This window comes from Micrococcus sp. Mcc28, assembly GCF_024519775.1.
Classification (GTDB): domain Bacteria; phylum Actinomycetota; class Actinomycetes; order Actinomycetales; family Micrococcaceae; genus Micrococcus; species Micrococcus luteus.
The window spans coordinates 82,959-103,913 of record NZ_JALJRH010000005.1 but is presented as its reverse complement, the minus strand read 5'-3'; the positions used below and the strand labels follow the sequence as shown (position 1 = coordinate 103,913).

Genomic DNA, 20,955 nt, shown 5'->3' with positions numbered 1-20,955 from the left:
CCATGAGCGTGCGCACCCCCGACCCGAATCCGGGCTGGCTGTCCGACGAGGACCTCTACGAGGCCCGGCGCCGGCTGCCCATGGTGTATGTGGAGGCCATCCCGGTGCGGCTGGACTCCCTCGGCTACGTCACCGAGATCGGCCTGCTCTACGTGGCGGACGAGACCGGCACGTTCCAGCGGACGTTCGTCTCCGGCCGCGTCCAGTACCGGGAGACCATCCGCGCCGCGCTGATGCGCCACCTGGAGAAGGACCTCGGCCCGCTCGCGTTCCCGCAGCTGCCGCCGTCGGTGGTCCCCTGCACCGTCGCCGAGTACTTCCCGGCGCCGTCCGAGACCGGGCTGACGGACGACCGCCAGCACGCCGTGGCCCTGGTGTACGTGGTGCCGGTGACGGGTGAGTGCCAGCCGCGCCAGAACGCGCTCGAGCTGACCTGGCTCACCCCCGAGGAGGCCCTCGGCGAGGACATCCAGGCCGAGTTCATCGGTGGCCGCGGGGACCTGGTGCGCCAGGCCCTCGCCCACGTGGGATGGGGGCGCTGAGCATGGCACCGGTCGTCGGCGGCTATCTCCGCCATCTGAAGTCCCAGGACGTGCAGCCCGGGGACAGCTTCCTGACCCGCCGCGGCGAGCCCGCCCCGCCCGTGGCCTCGACCCGGGTGATGCGGGACGACTTCGGCACCCCCGCGCTCGTGATCGCCACCCTCGAGGGCGGCCGGGAGGTCAAGATCGCCCACGGCTCCGTGATCCGGGTCCGCACGGACCGCCCGGAGGAGCGCAGGGCCGTCCCGGACACCACCTTCTCCCCCGTGGACGCGGGGTCCCCCGAGGAGCGGATCGTCGCCGTCGGCAAGCGCCACCTCGACGACACCGAGCTGACCGCCACCGCGGCCCGGCTCTCCCACGGGTTGAACCTGCGCTCCGGCTCCCAGCTGGAGGACGTGTTCGGCATGGCCGAGCGGCTCTACCTGCTGCACGAGGACACCGAGGGCACGCTCGCCACCCTGGGCCTGCTGACGAACCTGCCGTGGGACGGGGCCGTGGGGCGGTGGAAGTCCATCCAAGCCGCGCTGTCCCTGGCGTCGCTGATCCTGCGCGAGGAGGGCGAGCACATCGCCGCCGCCAACCTCGGTCGGCGCCTGCTCGAGGCGGACGAGGTCCCCTCCGAGCCGGGCCGGGCGTCCCGCGTGCTCGAAGTGCGCCAGCGTCAGCTCAACGAGCCGCCGCTCTACGACCGGGAGATCTCCCGCGCCCTGCAGGCCCGCGACGCCGAGGCCGAGTATCAGTGGCGCCGGGCCCGGTTCGGCCAGCTGCTCTACCTGCGTGCCCGCGGCGGCTCGGAGACGCTCACGGACGCCGACCTGGATTCCCGGATCGCCCGGGAGCTCGGCACGCTGCGCACCCTCGCCGACGAGCTCGAGGCGAAGGCAGCCACGCGCCGGTGAGGCCCAGCCGCGGGACGGGCGTCGAGAGCCGGCCCCGTCCCCGGTGACCCGCCCTCCGGGGTGCGGCTCGTGTGGCGCACCTCACTTTCCAGCCCCTGTCGGGGCCATGCTCCCGACATGACCGGCTCCGCACCCGCTCAGCTCCGCCCCCTCCGCTCCACGGACGCGCCCGCCGTCCTGGCGGCCTTCCACGCGGGCACCGTCGGCATGGCCGACCCCGGGGAGGTCACCGACGAGGCCTCGGCCCGCGCCTACGTCGACGGACTGGTCCAGGCGGAGGGGACGGACGCCGTCGCCGTGGTGGAGCGCGGGACGGACACGCTGATCGGCCTGGTCGCCGTCGTGCGCGACGAGGCGCACGGCACCGGCGCGCTCACCGCCTGGCTGCATCAGGGCTGGCGCGGGGACGCGATCATGTCGCGTGCGGCGACCACCGTGGCGGACGCCGAACTGGCCGAGGGAGGCCTCGAGCGGATCGAACTGGCCCACCGGGCGGACAGCCCGACGGCGGGGGCCGTCGCCCGGGCCGCCGGGCTCCGACACGAAGGCACGCAGCGCGGCCGCCTCCGCGCGGGCGGGCGACGGCTCGACGTGCACCGCTACGGCCGGCTGGCCACGGACCCGCTGCCCGAGGAGCGCGTCCGTCCCCTGCCGTGGGCCTCCGACGCCCGCCCCTGGGCCGACCGCTGACCGCGGCCCGCCCCCGACGACGCCCCACGACGCCGCCGCGCCCTCCCGGCCCGATGCCGCGCTAGTCTGCCGAGATGACCACCCCGACCGGCGCCGTCCCGAGCCCGCATCCGCGGCCGTTCCTCCTCGTCCAGACGCGCCCCGAAGACGACGCCGCGGCTGCCGAGGTCGAGGCCGTCCAGCGACTGGGTGGCTATCCGGAGGGCCGGCTGCGGGTGCTGCCCCTCGACCGCGTCGTGCAGCGCCCGGACGTGGCCACGCACGGCGTGGACTGGGAGGCGGAGCTCGCGGACGTCGTCGCCGTGATCCTGCCCGGCAGTCCGTTCACGGGCACCGATCCCGAGGAGACCAAGTCCCCCGTGCAGCGCGCCGTGGAGGCGGAGCTGGGCCGGATGCTCGACGTCGTCCGGCGCCGCGACCTGCCGTTCCTCGGCTGCTGTTACGGCGTCGGCACACTGGGCCGGCACGCCGGCGGGGTCGTGGACAACGCGTACGGCGAATCGGCCGCGCCCGTCGAGGTCACGCTCACCGACGAGGGTGCCGCGGATCCGTTGCTGGCCGGGGTGCCGCGCACGTTCGCGGCGTACGTCGGCCACAAGGAGGCGATGAGCGCGCTCCCGCCCGGCGCGGTGCTGCTCGCCGCGGGCGCCGACTGTCCCGTGCAGATGTTCCGGCTCGGCACCCGCCAGTACGCCACCCAGTTCCACCCGGAGCTGGACCAGGCCGGTATCCTCGAGCGCCTTGAGATCTACCGCGAGCACGGGTACTTCGCCCCGGGCGAGTACGAGCCCACGGTGGCGGGGCTGGCCGCCGTCGACCCCGAGCACCCCCGCCGGATCCTGGCGAACTTCCGCACGCTGTTCGGCTGAGCCGCCCGGCCCACCCCGTAGCGTGGCCGCATGGACACGCACCGCGCCACCGCTTCCCTGCCCTGGATCGACGGCCCCGCCGTGCGCGCCGCCCTGAGCCCGCGCGCCGCCGTCGACGCGCTGGAGGCGGCCCTCGCCGCGGGCCTGGACCCGGAGGCCGACGCCCCCCGCACCCGCGTGTCCACCGCCGCCGGGCAGCTGCTGCAGATGCCCTCGACGCGCGGGACCGAGGTCGGCACCAAGCTGCTCACCCTCACGCCGGACAACCCCGAGCGCGGACTGCCCGTCATCCAGGGCGTCTACGTGCTGTTCGGCGCCCCGGGCACCCCCGGCCAGGCACCGCGGGCCGTGCTGGACGGCGTCGAGCTGACGGGCCTGCGCACCTCCGCGGTGTCCGCGCTCGGGGTGCGGCTGCTCGCGGACACCGCGCCCCGGCACCTGGTCGTGGTCGGCACGGGCGTGCAGGCGTGGGAGCACGCGCTCACGTTCCAGGACGTGTTCGGGCTGGAGCGGGTGTCCGTGGTGGGCCGCGACGCCGACCGGGCCGCCGCCCTGGCCGCGCGCGTCGAAGCGGAGCTGGGCGTGACCGCGCGCGCCGCGGGCCCGGAGGCCGTGGCGGAGGCGGACGTCGTGGTGACGTGCACGGCCGCGACGGCCCCGCTGTTCGACGGGACGCTCGTGCCGGAGCACGCGACGGTCGTGGCGATGGGCTCGCACACCACGGACGCCCGCGAGACCGACGACGCCCTGGCCCGCCGCGCGACCGTGGCGGTGGAGTCGCGGGACTCGGCCGCCCGCGAGGCCGGGGACGTGACCCTCGCGATCGACTCCGGCGCGCTGGCCGGGATCGAGGACACGGTGACGCTGGCCGAGCTCGTGGCCGGGACCGCGCGTCGTCGGGAGGGCGCGCCCGCCCTGTTCGTCACCACCGGCATGCCCTGGCAGGACCTGGTGGTGGCGAGCGCGGTGGCGCGGGTGGTGCTGGGCTGAGCCGGGGCGGTCTGGTCCGGCTGCCGGACCGAGGGCGTGTCCCGGCGCCTGACGGGGAGGAGGACGAGGGCGCCGACGAGCCCGACCAGATTTCTCGCCACGAGCGGGGCGAGGCCGGCCTCCGCGGTGTCGGCCCAGTCGAACACGCCCCGTCTGGATAGAGTGACTCGCGCCACCCTCTTCACTGCAAGGCAGGACACATGATCGACGCACCCCTCGCCCAGCTCGCTGAGACGTACGCCCGTGACGCGCGGCTCGCCTCCACGAGCGGGGTCTCCGCCGAGCCGGAGGCGCAGCTGACGGTCCCGGTCTCCGAGTTCCTGCGCGCGTTCTCCTCCGTCACCGGGCTTGGGGACCTCAGCCTGCTGCGAGAGGCCCAGCTCGACGGCGTGCGCCCGGACTTCGCCGCCCTGATCGACGGTCGCCCCTGCGGATGGGTGGAACTCAAGGCACCCGGCCACACGGTCATCGGAGAGAAGTGGCGCGGCCGGGAGAAGGGCCAGTGGGACCTGCTCTCCCAGCTGGACGCGCTGCTCGTCTCGAACGGAGACGAGATCGCCCTCTATGTCTCCGGCTCCCCTGTGGACACCGCGTTCCTGCCCGTCGACGGCGTCGCAGGCTGGGACGCGGACCGCCTGCGCACCGTCCTGGAACAGTTCACCCTGGCCCAGCCCCGGCCGATCACCCGGGTGAGCCAGCTCGCGGACCGCCTGGCCCCGCTGGCCCGCTTCCTTCGAGAGCGCCTCCAGGAAGGCCTGTCCAACAACTACCGCTCGGTGCGGGAGGCGAAGGCGGCCTGGGACCACACGGTGCACCACACGACCACGGACGCCCAGTTCGCCGGCGACGTCGCCCAGGTGGTGGCCTACTCCATGGCCATCGCCGGTCTCTCCGGCCAAGCGGACCGGAACGCCGACGGCGTGGTGACGCTCGAGGAGGCCAAGCACGCCCTGGAGACGGCCCACCGCAACGTGCTGGCGGCGTCCCTCGGACCGATCATCGGCATCCCGGCGCTCATGGAGTACATCGCCCCGGAGGTCGGGGCCATCATGCGGCTGGTGTCCAGCATGGACGTGGCCGCCATCGAGCGCTCCACGGACTCCCGTGGTGAGCCGTGGCTGTGGTTCTACGAGGACTTCCTCCAGCGCTACGACCCGGCCGCCCGTAACCGGGCGGGTGTCTACTACACGCCGATCAGTGTGGTGCAGTGCCAGGTGCGCGTGGTGGACGCGCTGCTGCGGGAACGTTTCGGTCAGACCCTGGGCTTCGGTGCCCCCTCGGTGGTGACGCTGGACCCCGCGACGGGCTCCGGCACCTACCCGCTGGCGGTCATCGACCGCGCGGAGGCAGCAGCCCGGGAGGAACGCGGCCCGGCGGGGGTGGCCCAGGTGGCCAAGAACCTCACGAAGAACCTGCTGGCCTTCGAGCTGCTGCCCGGCCCATACTCGGTGGCGCACCTGCGCATCGGCCAGCGGCTCGCTGAGGCGCAGGGTCACGCCTTCCAGGCGGAGGAGATCGGCGTGTACCTGACGGACACCCTGGAGGACCCCTCGGCGGGCATGGAGGCGGGGCTATTCGGCGACGCGCGGGTCCTCGCCGAGGCCGCCGAGGCGGCCCGCCAGATCAAGCGGGACCGGCGCATCACCGTGGCCATCGGCAACCCGCCCTATGACCGGGTGACCTCCGGCACCGGCGGCTGGGTGGAGCACGGGGACGGCGAGGACGCGCTGTTCGACGACGTGATCGGCCCCGCCCAGGAGCAGGGAGTGATCTTCTCCGCCCAGGCCTCGCTGTACAACCTGTACGTGTATTTCTGGCGGTGGGCCATCTGGAAGGCGTTCCAGCAGGACCCCGGGGACCAGGCGATCATCTCCTTCATCACGGCGTCCTCGTGGCTGACCGGCCCGGCCTTTGTGGGTCTGCGCGATCTGGCCCGTCGGACGGCCAGTGAGATCTGGGTGATGGACCTTGGCGGCGAGGGCCGCGGGGCACGCCAGGAGGAGAACGTCTTCGACATCCAGACCCCGGTGGCGATCGTGACTCTGGTGCGCACCGGCAAGGCCGCCCGGGAAGCGTCCGTGTACTACCGGCGCTTCCGGGGCACGCGCGCGGAGAAGTTCGCGGCCCTGGACGAGGTGGCCCGGTTGGATCCCGACGACGGCACATGGGAGCGCCTGCCCGGTGGGGCGGGCGACCCCTTGGCACCGGCCAGCGGCGGGGAGGACTGGGCGGCGATGCCCGCCCTGGCGGACCTCTTCCCCTGGCAGCAGCCCGGGATCAAGTACAACCGCGCCTGGCCCGTGGCCCCGGATCAGGACACCTTGCAACGGCGGTGGCGAGAGCTGTTGGCTGACCCGTCCGCGGACGCCCGTGCGGAGAAGTATGTGACGGGCCACTCTGGGCGCACCATCCACACCGCCGTGAGCGGCCTGACCCCCTTGGCGGCGCTGCCCGCCGACGCTGAGCACCGGCCGATCACACGGGTGGCGTGGCGCTCCTTCGACCGCCAGTGGACCTTCGACGACCCCCGGTTGGCGAAGACGGACAGCCCCGCACTCTGGCAAGCGCTGTCGGACCGCCAGCTGTTCTTTGTCTCCCCTAGGACAGCCCGCATCAGCGGTGGCCCCGCCGTGACCGTGGCGACGGCGGTGCCGGATCTGCACTACTACAACAACCGTGGTGGCAAGGACGTCATTCCGCTCTACCGGGACGCTGAAGCCGCCCAGCCCAACGTCACCGGCGGGCTGCTCCCGCTGCTGGGGGAGCGCTACGGCCGAGAGGTCACGCCGGAAGACCTGGCCGCCTACGTCATGGGCATCGCCGGCCATGACGCCTACGTCCAGCGGTTCGACGAAGCCCTGGAGGGCAGCCCCGTCCACGTGCCGCTGACGGTCGACCCGGCCCTGTTCGCCCGTGCCGTGGAGCTGGGTGAACGTCTGCTGTGGCTGCAGACCTACGGGGAGCGGTTCACTGGTGTAGACCGCCCCGCCGGCCGCGTACCCCGCATTCCTGGCCTGGGTTGGGAAGCCCCCGTGACGGCCTTGCCTGCCTCCCCGCGGGCCGTGTCCTACGACCCTGCCACCCAGCGTCTGACGGTGGGGGACGGCGTCGTCACCGGCGTGAGCCCGGAGGTCAGGGCCTTCACCGTGTCCGGCATGAACATCCTGGACAAGTGGCTCGGCGCCAGGACGGCCACCGGCATCGGCCGCGCCGCCGGCAAGGCGGCCACCCCGCTGGACCGTATCCGCCCCACTGAGTGGGCAGACGAGTGGAACGACGAGCTGCTCGATCTGCTCCGAGTGCTGACCGAGACCGTGTCACTGGGCGGTGACCAGGCAGACCTCTTGGACGAGATCCTCGCCGGAGACCTGATCCCGGCGAACGAACTCCCCGAACCGACCCCGGCCGAACGGAAGGTTCCCAAGACGATCAAGCGGGACTTCTCCACTGCGCAGGAGGAGATGTTCTGATGGACGCTGCGAACGTCATCGCCCTCGTGGTCTCCGTGTTGGCGCTCCTGGCCGCGGCATGGTCCGCCGTGGAGTCGTGGCGGTTGCGCCAGATCGAGAAGGGCCGCGACGAGCGGCAGGACCTGCGCGAAAAGCAGGAACAGGCACGCCAGGTCGCCGCGTGGATGTGCGTCGCCGCCCGGATCAATGACGAGTTCGGCGCCCCACCCACGCGGCGCTGGTTCCTCGCCGTGGAGAACTCCTCCCAGGTCCCGGTCTACGGGGCACGGGCCACGGTGGCGTCGAAGTATCCCGTTCCCGATCTCACCGCCGCCATGCTGCCTCCAGGACGCACCTACTTCGAACTGAGCAAGAACGAGTGGGGCTACGGCGTCCAGGCGGATGAACTGGACGTGGTCCCCCGGCCGCTGACCAACGCCGAACGGTTCCGGGTGACCGCCTTCACCTTCACCGACGCCGCTGGCGACCGCTGGTCCCGCGACCACCAGGGTCGGCTCTCAGCGACAAGTGGGAAAGAGTCTGAAGCGACTGATTGAGGGACAGGCAGGCAAGGGACCTGGACCAGCTCCATGCACAGCTCCGAGCCGACCACCCGCAGGCGGTGCCGGAGCAGCTCGAGTTCCATGGCCTGCGGTGTTTAACGGCAAGGACGACTGGACTGCCGCCCCCGTCGGCGTCCGCGCATGGGCCAGCCAACGCGCCGTCGAACTCATCGCCGCGCACACCCCGTGGTTCGGCTTCCAGGGTGTCGACGTCGACAGGCTGCGTCAGCGGCCTGGATGGGAAGACGCCAAACCGCACATCGTGGTGTCCGCTCAGCTCTTGAACCGCGTGCACCGGAGGACGTCCCTGCGTGCGGACGGCCTCCTGGTGATCGCCGATGACCACCACCTCCGCGATGACAGCCGTCTGACCTACTGACGCATGCGAGCCGCCTCGGTCCAGGGCCTCTCCGACGGAGCACTCGACCACCTGTTGGACACGATGTACTTCGGCCCTTCGAACCAGAGCCGCCTGCTGCAGGCCGTGGACGTCCTGACGTACTTCGAGCAGCGCCGCCGCCATGTCACTGAGCGCCACCGCGATGCCGTTCGCCGAATGAACGCCATCGGCCGATCGCTGAACAAGATCCGTCAGCACTCTTACGTCTGGACCCCTTGAACGCAGACACACGAAACCCCCGCTCGAAGGCGGGGGTCCGGTTGGACGGAAGACGCCGAAGCGCGTCCCGTGATGTCCAGTGTACTCGCCTCTGAGGACTCCCGACAGGGACATCCCGTTCGGGACCACGCCGCTCCACCCCGCCTCCCCGCTTGGACGCCCCCACTACCCTGGATCCCATGCCCGACACCCCGCAGCCCCCCGCCGTTCCCGCGCACCCGGACCACTTCGGCTTCGAGGTGACCCACCGCCTGGAGACCCCCGGGCACGACGGCGCCCCGCTGGGCCGCACGGGCGTCATCACCACCCCGCACGGGCGGATCCAGACCCCGGCGTTCATCCCGGTGGCCACACAGGCCACGGTCAAGGCGGTGCTGCCGGAGTCGATGGCCGAGCTCGGCGCGCAGGCCCTCCTGGCCAACGCCTACCACCTGTACCTGCAGCCCGGGGACGACCTCCTCGACGAGGCCGGCGGCCTCGGCGCGTTCATGAACTGGCCCGGCCCCACCTTCACGGACTCCGGCGGCTTCCAGGTGATGTCCCTGGGCTCGGGATTCAAGAAGGTCATCGACATGAAGGGCCCCGGCGCGCCCGAGGGGCAGGGCGCCGACGACGCCGTCGCCCCCGGCAAGGAGCGCCTGGCCAACGTCGACGACGACGGCGTCTGGTTCAAGTCCCACCTGACCGGGGACCGACACCGGTTCACCCCCGAGGTGTCCGTGGGCATCCAGCACAACCTCGGCGCGGACATCATGTTCGCCTTCGACGAGCTGACCACCCTGCACAACTCCCGCGGCTACCAGGAGGAGGCGCTCGAGCGCACCCGCCGCTGGGCCCAGCGCTGCCTCGACGAGCACGCCCGCCTCACCGGGGTCCGCGCGGCGCGGCCGTACCAGGCGCTGTTCGGCGTGATCCAGGGCGCCCAGTACGAGGACCTGCGCCGCAAGGCCTGCCGCGACCTCGCGGCGATGCGGGCCGAGTTCCCGGCCGCGGGGGAGCTCGACGGCGTGGCGTCCGGCTTCGACGGCTACGGCGTCGGCGGGGCCCTGGAGAAGGAGAACCTCGGGACCATCGTGGGATGGTGCGCGCAGGAGCTGCCCGAGGACAAGCCGCGCCACCTGCTGGGCATCTCCGAACCCGATGACCTGTTCACCGCCGCCGAGAACGGCGCCGACACCTTCGACTGCGTCTCCCCCACCCGGGTGGCCCGCACCGGCGCGTTCTACACCCGCGACGGGCGCTACAACCTGCCCGGGGCGAAGTACCGCCGCGACTTCGGGCCGCTGGACCCCGAGTGCGACTGCTACACGTGCGCCCACTACTCCCGCGCGTACCTGCGGCACCTGTTCAAGGCGAAGGAGATGGTGGCGCACACGCTCCTCTCCATCCACAACGAGCGGTTCACGGTCTCCCTCGTGGACCGGATCCGCGCGGCCATGCAGGACGGCACGCTCGCGGAGCTCAAGGCCGAGACCCTCGGCCGGTACTACGCCCCGAAGGGCTGAGCGGTGCTGGGTGCGCCGGCACGCTGCGACGGCGCGAGCCAGACGTTTCTGCTGTTCTGAGGGGGCTGTCACGACCGATTCGTCTGGCTCAGCGCCGCCCGGACGCGTGGAAGACGTGAGCCAGACGATTCTGCTGCTCCTGCACAGGGCCGCCGGCCCGGCTCGCCCTCCACAGCCCTCGCGGCCGCGGCGCCGGGCCCTCCCACGGAAGGGGAGGCTGGCGGCATGGTCGCCCCTCCTCCGCACCACGACGCCGCCCCCAGCCCCGTCTTCCCGGTCGCCGCGGGGCTGCAGGCGGGTCTGACGGCCTCGCAGCTGCGCGGCCCCCGGTTCGACGCCCCGCACCACGGGCTGCGGCACACCGCCGGGGGTCAGCCCTCACTGGCCGACGTCGTCCGCGCCCTCCAGCGGACGAACCCCGGCACCGCGGCCACCCACGCCACCGCCGCTCGCCTCTGGGGGATGTGGCTGCCGCGGCAGTGGGAGCGCGGCCCCATCCATCTGGCGCGCACGCGGGCCGAAGGCGGGGCGCCGCGCCGCAGCGGCGTCGTCGGGCATGAGCTGCACCCGCAGGACCCCGTGCTGGTGCGTGCCGGGGTGCGGATCACGACGCCGGCCGCCACCTGGGCGGCGCTGGCGCAGCTGGGTCTGCCGTTGGCCGACGTCGTCGCCGCCGGGGACAGCCTGCTGCAACGGGCTGACGGCCCGGCGGGCCGGCGTCGCCCCGGCGAGCATCCATGGTGCACCGTGCGTGATCTGGAGGCGGAGGTGCTCCGGGCGCGCAGGAGGCGAGGGACGCGGACCCTGCGGGCGGCCCTGCCGCTGCTCAGGGACGGCGCGGATTCGAGGGCCGAGACGCTCCTGCGACTGGCGCTGACCGACGCGGGTGTGCCGGAGCCGGAGGTGAATCCGCTGCTGATGCTGAGCGACGGGTCCACCGTCCGGCCGGACCTGGTGTGACGGGAGGCCCGCGTCTGCGTGCAATACGAGGGCGATCATCACCGGACGGACCCGCAGCAGTGGCGCCGTGACATCGAGCGCGACCGCCGGATGCAGGCCGAGGGGTGGATCGTGCTGCGCGTGGCCGCCAGCGTCTTCACTCAGCGCGGCCGCGCCGCCCTGCTGCGCGACCTCGCCGCCCACCTGCGGCTCCCTCTGCCTGCGTGAGCCAGACGAATCGGCCGCCGAGCCAGACGAATCGGCGGCAGGGGGGCGTGCGTACCAGCAGAAATCTCTGGCTCACGCCGCCCCCCGCTCTCGGCATCTCACACGAACGCGCCGACCCCCGTGATCTCGCGGCCGAGGATCAGCCCCTGCACGGTCTCGGTGCCCTCGTAGGTGTGGATCGCCTCGATGTCCGCGAAGTGGCGGGCCACCTCGTTCTGGATGAGGATGCCGTTGCCGCCGAGCAGGTCGCGCGCGTTCGCGGCGATGGACCGCGCGGCGCGCGTCGCCGAGTACTTGGCCAGGGACGCCATCGGCCCGGTGAGCCGCCCCTCGTCCTCGAGCCGGGTCGCACGCAGCACGAGCAGCTGCACCTGGGTGAGCTGGGAGAGCATCTCGGCCAGGCGGGTCTGCACGCTCTGAGCGGCGGCCAGCGGCCGGCCGAACTGGACGCGCTGCCCCGCGTAGTGCACCGCCGCCTCGTAGCAGCCCACGGCCTTCCCGAGGGCGGACCACGCGACCCCCACGCGCGTGGCGAAGAGGACGCGGGAGGTGTCCTTGAAGGAGCGGGCCTCGGGCAGGACGTCGGCGTCGGGCACGAACACGCCGTCGAGGGTGATGTGGGCCTGGTCGATGGCCCGCAGCGCGACCTTGCCCTTGATGACCTCGGCCGTGTAGCCCTCGGACTCCTGGCGCACGATGAACCCGCGGACCTTCTCGTCCTCGGCGCTGCGCGCCCACACCACGGTCACGCCGCCGGCGGCCCCGTTGCCGATCCACTTCTTGTGCCCGTGCAGCCGCCAGCCGCCGTCGACGCGCTCGGCGCGGGTCTCCAGCGAGACGGAGTCGGAGCCGTGGGTCGGCTCCGTGAGCGCGAAGGCGCCGTAGAGCTCGCCGCGCGCCATGGCCGGCAGGTGCTCGGCACGCTGCTCCTCGCTGCCGCACAGCTGGATCGAGCGCATGGCCAGACCGCCCTGCACGCCCGTCATCGTGGCGATCGAGCCGTCCAGGCGCGAGAGCTCCATCATGGCCAGGCCCGCTGCAACGCGGGAGACGTCGGGCAGCCCGTCCACGGGGACGCCGTCGCGCAGCAGGTCGGCCTGGCCCAGGCGGGCCACGAGGTCGAGCGGGTACTCGTGGCGGTCCCACGCCTCCCGGATCCGGGGCAGCACGTCCGGCTCGAGCGCGAAGGCGCGGGCCCGACGCCACACGTCCTTCTCGGCGTCGGAGACGTCCGCGAGCGCGAGGTAGAAGTCGGTGTCCAGCGGCGTGGCGACGTCGTACTCGGGCTCGACGGTGGGCAGGGTCTCGGTCATGGTGGCCTCCCGGGCGGGGTCGGAGAGATGGGTGTGTCTGTCATCACCCTACACCGACTGACACGCCATCTCACAGAATCAGACGCAGTCTCACTCCTGTGCCGCGCCCGTGGCACCATGGCCCGCATGACGACGCCCGCCGAGGACACTCTCACCGCCCTGATCCACCTCCTGGACCGCGAGGGCTACGACGCCGTCACGGCCGACCAGCTTGCCCGCCAGGCCGGCATGAGCCGGGCCAGCTTCTTCCGCCACCTCGGAGGGAAGGAGGAGGTGGTCTTCGCCGACCACGCGGCGCTGCTCGCCCGCCTGGACGACTTCCTGCGCGGCACCTCCCTCGGCGTGCGGGAGGCCCTGGAGGAGGCGGTCCTCCAGGTCTTCCGGCATCACACCGCCGATCCGGACCGGGCCCGGGCGCGCTCCCGCCTGCTGCGCGGCTCCCAGTCGCTGCGCACGCGCGAGCTGCTCACCTCGCACCGCTACACGGAGCTGTTCTCCGGCTGGCTCGCCACGGCCCTGCCGGACACGCCCGCGCGCGGCGGGGTCGCCGTCGGGCTGGCGGCGGCCGTGGTGGCCGTCCACAACCGCGCCCTGCGGGCGTGGCTCCACGCCCCGGCCGACGACGCCGAGGCCGGCCTGCGCGCGGACCTCGCGGAGGTCATCGCGCGGCTCACGGCCGAGCCGGCCGAGGCCGAACGGACGCTCGCCGCCGTGCGCCGACTCGTGGGCTGACGCCCCGCCCTCAGCGGCCGGCGACCTGCGCGTTCTCCGCCCCGAACGCGGGCGGGTAGCGGAACTCGCCGGCCGGCACCTCGGCCCCGTCCTGGAGCGTGAGGACCTGCAGCGCCTCGGGCTGCCGGGCGAAGGCCGCGTGCACGCCGTGCTCGGAGGCCCGGTGGAAGCCGAACTTCGCGTAGTACTCGGGCCAGCCGTAGACCACCACGACCTCCTCGCCGTCGGCCTGCGCCTTCTGCAGCAGGGCGTTGACGAGCGCGGTGCCGGCGCCCTCGCCCTGATGCTCGGGCAGGACGCCGTGAGGGGCGAGGGCGAGCACTTCGGCGTCGTCGATGTGGGCCCGGACCAGGGTGCCGTAGCCCATCGGGTCCGACTGCAGGTCCGTGCCGGGGATCGCGGCCGTCATGGCCACGAGGGAGTACTGGGGCAGCCAGCCCTCCGCGCCGCCGGCGAGCTCCTCGACGAGGTCGGCCTCGGCCGTGGACGCGAAGGCGAGTTCGGCGATCTGGCGGACGGCGCGGCGGTCCGCCGGATCGTCGTGATCGGCCTCGCGGGTGGACCAGCGGTGACCGAGATCCTGGCCGGCGGGGACGTGGGCGGCGCGGTAGCCGGGGGTCTGGATGCTGTTCTGCTCGGCGCTCATGCGCTCACCGTAGCCAGGGTGTGACCCCGGATACAGGGACGGCGCCCTGCGTCACGCTCGTGACGCGGGCGCCGTCGCCTCCTCCGGCCGGGGGCGGGCTCAGTCGATCTGCAGCTCGCCCATCGGGCCGAAGCCCTCCGCACCGACCTGCTCGGAGATGATCTGGGGCGTGCTCGCCAGCAGCGGGCGCATCGCGTCCAGGCCCTCCTGGAAGTGCGGGGACGCGACGTGGGCCTGCGCACCCTCGTCCGTGAACCCCTCGAGCAGGAAGTACTCGTTCGGGCCGCCTTCCACCGGGCGGTACCACTCGAAGAACAGGTTGCCGGGCTCGGAGCGCACGTCCGCGGTGTACTTCGCGACGGCGTCCATCCACTCGTCGGCACGCTCGGGCTGGACGGTGAACTTCAGGTTGATGAGGATCATGCCGTCCATTCTGGCCCACCCGGGACGGCCGCGGCACGGCCTCGCGTCCGCCGGTCGCGGAACCGCCGGGCCAGCAGCCACAGGCCCACGACGACGGCGACCACCAGCACGGCGACCAGCACCGGCAGGAACAGCGCGGCCGCGACGAGGCCGGCCGCCGAGACGTCCTCGGCCGCCGAGAGCACGGGCGCGGCGGCCCCCACCGTGACCGTGTCGGCTCCCACGACCGTCTGGACGGCGTCGTTGACCGCGTCCACCCCGGGGATCTTGTCCGCGACGAGCTCGAGCGCGAGCAGGACGCCGAGGAGCCAGAGGGAGGCGTCGGCGGACAGCCACGTCCAGCCCGCGGGCAGGTCGACGAGCCCCGTGAACCGGTCCAGCAGACCCAGGGCGAGCAGGGGGATGTAGGCGTTGAGCCCGGCCGAGGTGGCCAGGCCCGTGCCGGTGAGGAACTCGAGCACGTCCGTCCCCTTCCTTCGCGGGTCGCTCGGGGCGCCCGGGCGGACGCTCCGGGTCCGAGGACCCTCGTTCCCCGGTGAACACCGCCGGCCGTCGGGCGCTTCCCGTCCGGGGTCGGTCCTACCATGGGCGCATGCCCCAGACCGCTCACTCCCCCCAGCACTCCGCCTCCGCCCCCGCGCTCGCCCTGACCATCGCCGGGTCCGAGGCCACCGGCGGCGCCGGCGCCCAGGCCGACCTCAAGACGTTCCAGGAACTCGGCGTCTTCGGCATCGTGGCGCTGACCTGCATCGTCTCCTTCGACCCGGAGGACGACTGGAACCACCGCTTCTTCCCCGTGCCCACCGAGATCCTCCAGCAGCAGCTCGACGCCATCCAGGGTGACTACCCGGAGCGGCTGCGCACCGTGAAGCTGGGCATGCAGGGCTCCCCGGAGGTCATCCGCACCTCGGCCGCGGCCCTGCGCCGCGCCGAGTGGGACCACGTGGTCCTGGACCCCGTGCTCATCTGCAAGGGCCAGGAGCCGGGCCACGCCCTGGACACGGACCAGGCGCTCAAGGCCGAGCTGCTGCCGCTGGCCACCTTCACCACCCCGAACCACTTCGAGACGGAGCAGCTCTCCGGCATGACCGTGCGCTCGGTCGAGGACCTGACGGCGGCCGCTCGGCGCATCCACGAGATCTCCGGCGCGGCCGTCCTGGCCAAGGGCGGGATGCACCTGCCCGGCCCGGACGCCGTGGACGTGTTCGTGGACGGGGACACCGTGGAGGTGCTCTCCGCCCCGAAGATCGGCCAGTCCGGCGTCTCTGGTGCGGGCTGCTCGCTCGCCGCGGCCGTCACCGCCGAGTTGGCCAAGGGTGCCACCACGCTCGAGGCCGCGCGCCGCGCCAAGGAGTTCGTGGGAGCCGGCATCGCGCAGGCGGTGGAGGGCCGCACGCCGTTCGCCGCCCTGTGGCAGGGCGGCCTGCGCTCCGCGTGAGCGCGCACGTGGGCCGCTGACTCGTCCTGAGCCGGGCGGTGCGCCACACTGGGGGCATGAAGCTCCCCTCCCCCGCCCCTTCCGTCCCCGGCGAGGTCCACCACTCGGCGTCGTCCGTTCCCGTCGACGACGCGGAGGCCGTCTTCCCCGCGTTGCGCCAGCGCGCCCTCGCCCCGGGCGGCCGGCTCTACGGGCTGGCGGCGGCGGCCGCGGTCGGCGGGCTCACCCTGCTGGATCCGCACGCCCGCCGAGGGCGCGAGCGTCGGGCCCTCGCAGAGCTCGAGGCCGCCGTCAGCGGCACGTTCCTCGCGGCCGAGACCGCCGGCGCCCTCCACACCGCCGCGATCGCCGAGGGCGAGGTGGCCCCCTCCCCCGCCGCACGTGCCCTGCGCGGGCTCGGCGGACTGGCCGTCGGCGGCGCGGTCGCGGCGGTCGCGCTGCGTGCCGCCGGCCTGAACGACCGGATCGACGGCGCCGTGGTGCGCGGGCTCCAGCGGGTCGGCGTCCCCGCCCCGCGCGTCGCGCTGGCCGCAGCGGCCTCCCTGGCGATGCTGCTGGCCAACGAGGACGCCCGCCGGACCCGCCGCGACGCCGTCGAACTCGCCGTCACCGGCCCCGCCGGCCTGGACGAGGACGCGGTCGACGAGGTCGAGCCCGAGGCCACCGCCGAGCTGCCGGTCGAGGTGCGCGTGCTGCTCGAGACCCTGCTCGACCCGGCGCTGGCCGAGGGCCGGGACCTGCCCGGGGCTGAGGCGCTGCGCTCCCAGCTGCCGCACGCGCGCACCGTCACCTCGGTGGCCGAGGCCATCCGTGAAGCCGGCGAGGTCCCGGACTGGGTGCCGCTCGTCGTCCAGACCGACGACGACGTCCGGCGCGCGGTGCCGAACGACTGCGTCTGGCCCGTCCGCGGCCGCTTCGCCTCCGGATCCGCCGGAGGACACGAGCTCGAGCTGCGCCTGCAGGTGATCGACGGGGAGATCGGCGCCCTGACGGTGACCCTGCCCGCGGACGCCGAGGCGGACAGCGACGCCTGGGACGCGTTCCAGGAGATCGAGTCCTTCCCCGGCGTCGAGGACCTGACCTTCCACGTGGACGGCGACCGGCGCGCCTGACCGGGAACTCTCCCGGGGCCCGTCCAGCCCGGCCCACTACAGTGGGGACCCGCCCGACGTCGTCGATCCCCCTCCCGGAGAGTTCCCGCCATGACCACCCCCGCCCCGGTCGCGTCCGCCGCCCGTGCCCGTCGCCGCGCGGCCCGTTCCGGCCCCTGCCCGCAGCTGCGCATGGGACTGAACGGGTTCCTCGTGGCCTGGCTGCTGCCCAACCTCGTGATGGCCGCCGTGGTGGCGGTCCTGGCCGTGGTCCCGGGCCTGCAGGCCTTCGGCAGCCTGACACCGCTGCTGACGGTGGTCGGGGTCGCCGGGCTGGTGGTGGGGCTGCCGCTGTGCCTGCTCGTGAACTGGGCGTTCCGGCACGTGCTCAACCAGTGGGTCCACGTGCTGGCGTACGCGCTGATCGGCATGCTCTACGGCCTGGTGGTGCTCACGCAGGGCGCGGCGGGCATCCTGCCGATGCTCATCCCGGTGATCGGATTCCCGGCCGCCGTGCTCATGGCCCTGGGCCGGACGGCGGCCCGTCCCCTCGTCCGCACGGTCACCCCGGAGCCGTCGCGCACCGAGCCGGCCTGAGCACGCCCGCAACGAGAAAGGACGATGGCCGGATGGCCATCGTCCTTCTCGGAACCGCGTCCGGGGCCCGCATCCCCTCAGGCATGTATCCCGGCTCGTGATTCGCACTGTGCACCGTCTCAATGGGGCATGACCCACTCTAGGAGGGACGACGGCGCCCCCGACAGTGGCGGATGGTGCAGACTTTCGGGCGATGATGTGAGGCAGCTCACATGGACGTGGTCCATGACGGTGCCGGCGCCGGCCTCAGTCAGACGGACCGGGGGAGCACCGCGCGCACCCGCCACCCCCAGCCCCCCGGCCCGGCCTCGATCGCGCCGCCGAAGGTGGCCACGCGATCCCGCATGGAGTTCAGGCCCACACCGGAGGAGTTCCACTGCGGCGGGCCGGACCGCTCGGCGACGGTGTTCTCCACCGCGAGCACCACGTCCGACCCCGCGTCGCGGAGTTCGATGCGCACGCGCGCGCCCTCGCCGGCGTGCTTGGCGACGTTCGTGGTGGCCTCCTGGAGCACCCGGTGCAGGGTGGACCGCACGGAGATCGGCATCGCGTTCTGGTCGCAGCGGACGTCCGTCTCCACCGTCATTCCGAGACTGCGCAGCTCCTCGGCCAGGCGGGCCACGGACAGGACCGGATCCGCGGACGTCGCGCCGTCCGCGTCCCCCGCGGCGCCCGGCTCACCGCTCGGGTCCACGATCCCGTCCTCCTGGAGGACGGAGAGCATGCGCCGCAGGTCCCGCAGCGCGTCCTTCGCGGAGTCCCCCACCACGTCCAGCACGCTCTGAGCCGCCTCCGGGGTGCCGAGGTAGCGTGCCGTCCGGGCCTGCATCGAGATGATCGTGAGGTTGTGCGCGACCACGTCGTGCAGGTCGCGGGCCAGGGAGCGACGCTCGGCCTCGGCAGCCAGCCGGGCCCGTTCCTCCGCCTCGAACACCCGGCGGCGATCCCGCTCCCGCCGGGTCAGGCTCTCGCGGATGAAGAGCCCGCCGCCGAGGCCCATGGACATGAGCAGCAGGATGAACCACGTCGCGTTCGCCTGACCCACCGCGAACGGCTGGGCGACGCCCCAGGTCAGCGCCAGGACGGCGGCCGTGACGACGAACCCCCAGGAACGGGCGGTCGCCGCGACGGCCCCGAGGACCACGGGCGCGACGACGGCGAAGAGCACCTCGGAACCGCCGACGACGGTCGCGACGGCCCCGGGCAGGAGCAGGGCGAAGCCCACCGTGCTGCGCCACCACTGGGCGAGGAAGGCGCTGGTCGCCGACGCGATGGCGATCCCGTCCAGGACCGGGATGACGCCGTGGCCCGGGCCGAACAGACCGATGTCGGACGCGGTCGAGGCGAGCAGGAACGCCGACCCGAAGGCGAGATAGACGCGGCTCAGCGGCGCCGCGGCCCAGAACGCGCGCCACCGCAGGCTGCGCGCCTGACGCCACGCCGAAGAGCGGCGCGCCCGGGAGGGCGCGCCGCTCCGGACGGAGGGGGTCGATGGGCTCGAATCAGGCATCGGGGGCGGACCGCCCCGGGGTCAGTCGCACCAGATGCCGAAGTGGCGGCACGTCCACTCCGCAGTGCCTTTGCCGAGGCCCAGGGTCGTGACGACGTCGTCCTCGGCCGAGGCCGCCGAGGCGGCGGCGGCCGGAGCGCCGACGAGGGTGGAGGCGAGAAGGAGAGCGGAAGCGAGGAGAGCGCGAGTCTTCATGGCCCCAGTATGTATGACGCCCGTCACAAATGGTGCACGCCGCGCACAGGCCGCGCCGCGGCATGGCGCAGATGACGGCCGGCGGGCACCCCGGCCTCGCCCCGACGCCGACAAGGTGGCATGCGCCACAGCACCGGTTACGCTGACCTGCGTGTCCGAAGAGCTGCGCATCCTGATCGCCGACGACCAGCCGCTCATGAGCGGCGCGCTCCGCGTGCTCGTCGACTCTGCCCCCGGCATGACCTGCGTGGGTGTGGTCGCCAACGGCGTCGAAGCCGTGGAGGCGTGCGCCGCCATCGAGCCGGACGTGGTCCTGATGGACATGCAGATGCCCCTGATGGACGGGGTGGAGGCCACACGCCGGATCAAGGACACCCACCCCGCGATCCGGGTCCTGGCGATCACCACGTTCACGTCCGAGGACTACCTCGTGCCGGCCCTGCGCGCCGGAGCGGGCGGCTACCTCCTCAAGGACGCGGAGCCGCCGGCCATCCTGGGCGCCATTCAGGCCGTCCATCGCGGCGAGTCCGTGCTCTCCCCCGCCGTGGCGACCAAGCTGCTCGCCTCGATCGAGCGGGACCGGCCGACGGTGGGCCCCACCTCGGTGCAGCCCGGCAGCCCCGACGGCTCCGACCTCACCGAGCGGGAGCTGGGCGTGCTGCGGCTGCTGGCCAGGGGTCAGTCGAACCCGGAGATCGCCGCGAACCTCTTCGTCTCCGAGTCCACGGTCAAGGCCAACCTCACGCGGATCATGGCCAAGCTGGAGGTCCGCGACCGCGTCCAGCTGATCATCCGGGCGGCCCAGCTCGGGCTCGTCACCCTCGCCCTGGACTGAGCGCGGCGGGGTCAGCCACGGGCCGCGATCTCGTTGCGCCGCGTGTTGAGGTCCTTCAGGACTTGCATCCCGTGCTCCACCACCGGGTCCGCCTCGGCCAGGAGCGACTCCTTGGCCGGCCCGTAGGCGAGGTCGGCGAACGTGCCGTTCTCCGGGTCGAGGGCCCGGATCTCCTGCTGCACCAGGCGCACCTGGTCCAGGCCGGCCGCGTACTCCACCGCTCGCTCGTCGATCTTCGTCAGGGACGCCTCCGCGTCCTCCGGGATCTGCTCCAGGGCGAACTGGGCCTCGTAGAGCCGGTTCTGGTACGTGCAGGGCTCCTCGATGTCGTAGAGCCCCACGCCGCGACCCACGGCCTCCTGATTGGCCTGGGCGATCTCCTCCGCCAGGCGCTTGCCGACGGCGACCTCCGTGGGGGCGGCCATGCCGGCCTCCGCCATGGCCACGTTGACGGTGCCGCCGCCGATCGAGATGACCGCGCTCTCCATCCCCTCGGGCGCGCCCTCGTCCGAGGTGGTCATGCTCGCGGTCGCCCCCTGCGGGAGCCGATCACGCAGCCAGGCGTAGGACTCCTCCCCCATGCAGAGGTTGGGGCCGACCTTGAGGCCCTCGGGGTTGCGGCCCGCGCTCGTGACGCCGGCGAGGACCACGGTCCGCTCGGTGCCGCCTTGGTTCACCACCACGGTGTTGCCGTCCAGCACGGTGACGATGTCCACGCGGGCGGCGTCGGCGGCCACGCCGCGGAGGACGGTGACGATGCCCAGCAGGAGCAGGACGGCGGCGACGGCGAGGAAGACCAGCAGCCCCTTCAGGGGGACCCGGGCACGGGCGGCGACGTGAGTCATGCGGACTTCCTGCAGGTGGACGGCGGGACGGGGG

General features: G+C 73.3%; 24 protein-coding genes. 17 read left to right on the top strand and 7 right to left on the bottom strand.

Going from position 1 to position 20,955, the window contains the following annotated elements; translation table 11 throughout:
• Positions 1–2: 2 nt before the first annotated feature.
• The 12 genes from NR073_RS03975 to NR073_RS03920 all read left to right on the top strand — a co-directional run bounded on the left by NR073_RS03975 (position 3) and on the right by NR073_RS03920 (position 11,296).
• The gene (locus NR073_RS03975) at positions 3–542 is read left to right on the top strand and encodes an NUDIX hydrolase family protein (RefSeq protein ID WP_036316089.1); all 540 of its coding nucleotides are present in this window, start codon (positions 3–5) and stop codon (positions 540–542) included.
• Positions 543–544: 2 nt separating this feature from the next.
• The gene (locus tag NR073_RS03970; protein WP_225348910.1) at positions 545–1,444 is read left to right on the top strand and encodes a DUF6707 family protein; all 900 of its coding nucleotides are present in this window, start codon (positions 545–547) and stop codon (positions 1,442–1,444) included.
• Between the two features lie 117 nt (positions 1,445–1,561).
• Positions 1,562–2,134, top strand: coding sequence for a GNAT family N-acetyltransferase (locus NR073_RS03965; RefSeq protein ID WP_129043165.1), 573 nt, complete (start codon positions 1,562–1,564; stop codon positions 2,132–2,134).
• 74 nt (positions 2,135–2,208) lie between these two features.
• Positions 2,209–3,003, top strand: coding sequence for a glutamine amidotransferase (locus NR073_RS03960; RefSeq protein ID WP_256748639.1), 795 nt, complete (start codon positions 2,209–2,211; stop codon positions 3,001–3,003).
• Between the two features lie 30 nt (positions 3,004–3,033).
• A complete protein-coding gene (locus NR073_RS03955) occupies positions 3,034–3,993 on the top strand; it encodes an ornithine cyclodeaminase family protein (protein ID WP_256748638.1) in 960 nt (319 codons plus the stop codon).
• Between the two features lie 200 nt (positions 3,994–4,193).
• A complete protein-coding gene (locus NR073_RS03950; RefSeq protein ID WP_256748637.1) occupies positions 4,194–7,463 on the top strand; it encodes a type ISP restriction/modification enzyme in 3,270 nt (1,089 codons plus the stop codon).
• Positions 7,463–7,999, top strand: a complete 537-nt coding sequence (locus tag NR073_RS03945; protein ID WP_036316098.1) for a hypothetical protein — start codon at positions 7,463–7,465, stop codon at positions 7,997–7,999. The genes NR073_RS03950 and NR073_RS03945 overlap by 1 nt, the downstream gene beginning before the upstream one ends.
• A 97-nt stretch (positions 8,000–8,096) precedes the next feature.
• Positions 8,097–8,384, top strand: a complete 288-nt coding sequence (locus NR073_RS03940) for a hypothetical protein (protein ID WP_140917662.1) — start codon at positions 8,097–8,099, stop codon at positions 8,382–8,384.
• A gap of 3 nt (positions 8,385–8,387) precedes the next feature.
• Entirely contained in the window at positions 8,388–8,624 is a 237-nt protein-coding gene (locus NR073_RS03935) for a DUF3800 domain-containing protein (RefSeq protein WP_140917663.1), read from the top strand.
• A gap of 179 nt (positions 8,625–8,803) precedes the next feature.
• Positions 8,804–10,129 (top strand): tRNA guanosine(34) transglycosylase Tgt, encoded by a 1,326-nt coding sequence (gene tgt / locus NR073_RS03930; RefSeq protein WP_256748636.1) that lies wholly within the window; start codon positions 8,804–8,806, stop codon positions 10,127–10,129.
• Positions 10,130–10,354: 225 nt separating this feature from the next.
• Positions 10,355–11,089, top strand: coding sequence for a hypothetical protein (locus NR073_RS03925; protein WP_256748635.1), 735 nt, complete (start codon positions 10,355–10,357; stop codon positions 11,087–11,089).
• Between the two features lie 18 nt (positions 11,090–11,107).
• The gene (locus NR073_RS03920; RefSeq protein ID WP_256748634.1) at positions 11,108–11,296 is read left to right on the top strand and encodes a hypothetical protein; all 189 of its coding nucleotides are present in this window, start codon (positions 11,108–11,110) and stop codon (positions 11,294–11,296) included.
• A 98-nt stretch (positions 11,297–11,394) separates the two neighbouring features.
• Here the strand turns inward: NR073_RS03920 and NR073_RS03915 are convergent, their stop codons facing one another.
• Positions 11,395–12,609 (bottom strand): acyl-CoA dehydrogenase family protein, encoded by a 1,215-nt coding sequence (locus NR073_RS03915; RefSeq protein WP_256748633.1) that lies wholly within the window; start codon positions 12,607–12,609, stop codon positions 11,395–11,397.
• 126 nt (positions 12,610–12,735) lie between these two features.
• Here NR073_RS03915 and NR073_RS03910 point away from each other — a divergent pair, with 126 nt between their 5' ends.
• Entirely contained in the window at positions 12,736–13,341 is a 606-nt protein-coding gene (locus NR073_RS03910) for a TetR/AcrR family transcriptional regulator (protein WP_256748632.1), read from the top strand.
• A gap of 10 nt (positions 13,342–13,351) precedes the next feature.
• On the opposite strand, the gene NR073_RS03905 is transcribed toward NR073_RS03910, so the two are convergent.
• The 3 genes from NR073_RS03905 to NR073_RS03895 all read right to left on the bottom strand — a co-directional run bounded on the left by NR073_RS03905 (position 13,352) and on the right by NR073_RS03895 (position 14,871).
• Positions 13,352–13,987: a GNAT family N-acetyltransferase gene (locus tag NR073_RS03905; RefSeq protein ID WP_044659065.1), complete on the bottom strand. Its 636-nt coding sequence runs from the start codon at positions 13,985–13,987 to the stop codon at positions 13,352–13,354.
• A 99-nt stretch (positions 13,988–14,086) separates the two neighbouring features.
• Entirely contained in the window at positions 14,087–14,410 is a 324-nt protein-coding gene (locus NR073_RS03900) for a putative quinol monooxygenase (protein WP_010079505.1), read from the bottom strand.
• Complete coding sequence (locus tag NR073_RS03895; protein ID WP_256748631.1) at positions 14,407–14,871, bottom strand: DUF4126 domain-containing protein; 465 nt, start codon at positions 14,869–14,871, stop codon at positions 14,407–14,409. The genes NR073_RS03900 and NR073_RS03895 overlap by 4 nt, the downstream gene beginning before the upstream one ends.
• Positions 14,872–15,002: 131 nt before the next feature.
• Between NR073_RS03895 and NR073_RS03890 the strand changes: the two genes are divergently transcribed.
• The 3 genes from NR073_RS03890 (at position 15,003) to NR073_RS03880 (ending at position 17,536) form a co-directional block, all read left to right on the top strand.
• The gene (locus NR073_RS03890; RefSeq protein WP_036341136.1) at positions 15,003–15,848 is read left to right on the top strand and encodes a hydroxymethylpyrimidine/phosphomethylpyrimidine kinase; all 846 of its coding nucleotides are present in this window, start codon (positions 15,003–15,005) and stop codon (positions 15,846–15,848) included.
• A 56-nt stretch (positions 15,849–15,904) separates the two neighbouring features.
• A complete protein-coding gene (locus tag NR073_RS03885; RefSeq protein ID WP_256748630.1) occupies positions 15,905–16,960 on the top strand; it encodes a hypothetical protein in 1,056 nt (351 codons plus the stop codon).
• A gap of 90 nt (positions 16,961–17,050) precedes the next feature.
• Positions 17,051–17,536: a hypothetical protein gene (locus NR073_RS03880; protein ID WP_044659068.1), complete on the top strand. Its 486-nt coding sequence runs from the start codon at positions 17,051–17,053 to the stop codon at positions 17,534–17,536.
• A 250-nt stretch (positions 17,537–17,786) separates the two neighbouring features.
• Here the strand turns inward: NR073_RS03880 and NR073_RS03875 are convergent, their stop codons facing one another.
• Together NR073_RS03875 and NR073_RS03870 are read right to left on the bottom strand one after the other, a co-directional pair.
• Complete coding sequence (locus NR073_RS03875; RefSeq protein WP_044659069.1) at positions 17,787–19,046, bottom strand: sensor histidine kinase; 1,260 nt, start codon at positions 19,044–19,046, stop codon at positions 17,787–17,789.
• 21 nt (positions 19,047–19,067) lie between these two features.
• Positions 19,068–19,241: a hypothetical protein gene (locus NR073_RS03870; RefSeq protein ID WP_002856694.1), complete on the bottom strand. Its 174-nt coding sequence runs from the start codon at positions 19,239–19,241 to the stop codon at positions 19,068–19,070.
• Between the two features lie 151 nt (positions 19,242–19,392).
• On the opposite strand from NR073_RS03870, the gene NR073_RS03865 reads away from it, so the two are divergent.
• Positions 19,393–20,076, top strand: coding sequence for a response regulator transcription factor (locus NR073_RS03865; protein ID WP_002856693.1), 684 nt, complete (start codon positions 19,393–19,395; stop codon positions 20,074–20,076).
• A gap of 11 nt (positions 20,077–20,087) precedes the next feature.
• On the opposite strand, the gene NR073_RS03860 is transcribed toward NR073_RS03865, so the two are convergent.
• Entirely contained in the window at positions 20,088–20,921 is an 834-nt protein-coding gene (locus NR073_RS03860) for a thermonuclease family protein (protein ID WP_002856692.1), read from the bottom strand.
• Between the last annotated feature and the right edge of the window lie 34 nt (positions 20,922–20,955).

Bases quoted from the DNA above. Each gene is read 5' to 3' on its own strand.
- NR073_RS03975 (WP_036316089.1), top strand. From the start codon at position 3: ATGAGCGTGCGCACCCCCGACCCGAATCCGGGCTGGCTGTCCGACGAG.
- NR073_RS03970 (WP_225348910.1), top strand. From the start codon at position 545: ATGGCACCGGTCGTCGGCGGCTATCTCCGCCATCTGAAGTCCCAGGAC.
- NR073_RS03965 (WP_129043165.1), top strand. From the start codon at position 1,562: ATGACCGGCTCCGCACCCGCTCAGCTCCGCCCCCTCCGCTCCACGGAC.
- NR073_RS03960 (WP_256748639.1), top strand. From the start codon at position 2,209: ATGACCACCCCGACCGGCGCCGTCCCGAGCCCGCATCCGCGGCCGTTC.
- NR073_RS03955 (WP_256748638.1), top strand. From the start codon at position 3,034: ATGGACACGCACCGCGCCACCGCTTCCCTGCCCTGGATCGACGGCCCC.
- NR073_RS03950 (WP_256748637.1), top strand. From the start codon at position 4,194: ATGATCGACGCACCCCTCGCCCAGCTCGCTGAGACGTACGCCCGTGAC.
- NR073_RS03945 (WP_036316098.1), top strand. From the start codon at position 7,463: ATGGACGCTGCGAACGTCATCGCCCTCGTGGTCTCCGTGTTGGCGCTC.
- NR073_RS03935 (WP_140917663.1), top strand. From the start codon at position 8,388: ATGCGAGCCGCCTCGGTCCAGGGCCTCTCCGACGGAGCACTCGACCAC.
- tgt (WP_256748636.1), top strand. From the start codon at position 8,804: ATGCCCGACACCCCGCAGCCCCCCGCCGTTCCCGCGCACCCGGACCAC.
- NR073_RS03925 (WP_256748635.1), top strand. From the start codon at position 10,355: ATGGTCGCCCCTCCTCCGCACCACGACGCCGCCCCCAGCCCCGTCTTC.
- NR073_RS03915 (WP_256748633.1), bottom strand. From the start codon at position 12,609: ATGACCGAGACCCTGCCCACCGTCGAGCCCGAGTACGACGTCGCCACG.
- NR073_RS03910 (WP_256748632.1), top strand. From the start codon at position 12,736: ATGACGACGCCCGCCGAGGACACTCTCACCGCCCTGATCCACCTCCTG.
- NR073_RS03905 (WP_044659065.1), bottom strand. From the start codon at position 13,987: ATGAGCGCCGAGCAGAACAGCATCCAGACCCCCGGCTACCGCGCCGCC.
- NR073_RS03900 (WP_010079505.1), bottom strand. From the start codon at position 14,410: ATGATCCTCATCAACCTGAAGTTCACCGTCCAGCCCGAGCGTGCCGAC.
- NR073_RS03890 (WP_036341136.1), top strand. From the start codon at position 15,003: ATGCCCCAGACCGCTCACTCCCCCCAGCACTCCGCCTCCGCCCCCGCG.
- NR073_RS03885 (WP_256748630.1), top strand. From the start codon at position 15,905: ATGAAGCTCCCCTCCCCCGCCCCTTCCGTCCCCGGCGAGGTCCACCAC.
- NR073_RS03880 (WP_044659068.1), top strand. From the start codon at position 17,051: ATGACCACCCCCGCCCCGGTCGCGTCCGCCGCCCGTGCCCGTCGCCGC.
- NR073_RS03875 (WP_044659069.1), bottom strand. From the start codon at position 19,046: ATGCCTGATTCGAGCCCATCGACCCCCTCCGTCCGGAGCGGCGCGCCC.
- NR073_RS03870 (WP_002856694.1), bottom strand. From the start codon at position 19,241: ATGAAGACTCGCGCTCTCCTCGCTTCCGCTCTCCTTCTCGCCTCCACC.
- NR073_RS03860 (WP_002856692.1), bottom strand. From the start codon at position 20,921: ATGACTCACGTCGCCGCCCGTGCCCGGGTCCCCCTGAAGGGGCTGCTG.